Here is a 585-nt window from a genome sequence, read left to right as displayed (position 1 = left end):
GTCTTTCGGCACCGCCGGGTGCAACCTGGCGTGCAAGTTCTGCCAGAACTGGGATATCTCCAAGTCCCGCGAGATCGACGTCCTGGCCAGTCGGGCGGCCCCGGCCGACATCGCCCGGACCGCACACGAATTGGGTTGCCGCAGCGTGGCATTCACCTACAACGACCCAACGATCTTCTGGGAGTATGCCGCCGATGTAGCCGACGCCTGCCACGACCAGGGAATCAAAGCCGTCGCGGTGACGGCCGGGTACATGTGTCCTGAGCCCCGCGCGGAATTCTACCGGCGTGTCGACGCCGCCAACGTCGACCTAAAGGCATTCACCGAAGACTTTTATCGCAAGGTTTGCGTCAGTCACCTGCGCAACGTCCTGGACACCCTGGCCTACCTGCGGCACCAGACGAATGTGTGGTTGGAGATCACCACCCTGCTGATTCCCGGACGTAACGACAGCGACGCGGAAGTCGCTGCCGAATGCAGATGGATCCGCGAAAACCTGGGCGTCGACGTGCCGGTGCATTTCACCGCGTTCCATCCCGACTACAAGATGATGGACACCCCGGCTACACCAACCGCCACATTGAC

1 protein-coding gene is annotated in these 585 nt (G+C 61.9%); it reads left to right on the top strand.

The window, feature by feature from the left end; genetic code table 4:
* The coding region (amrS, locus tag FJR74_RS08355) for an AmmeMemoRadiSam system radical SAM enzyme (RefSeq protein ID WP_140915065.1) at positions 1 to 585 on the top strand (585 nt) is incomplete at both ends.

This window comes from Metamycoplasma neophronis (assembly GCF_006491995.1).
GTDB classification, from domain to species: Bacteria; Bacillota_I; Bacilli_A; order Mycoplasmatales; family Metamycoplasmataceae; genus Metamycoplasma; species Metamycoplasma neophronis.
This window is presented reverse-complemented; position numbering and strand designations above follow the sequence as displayed.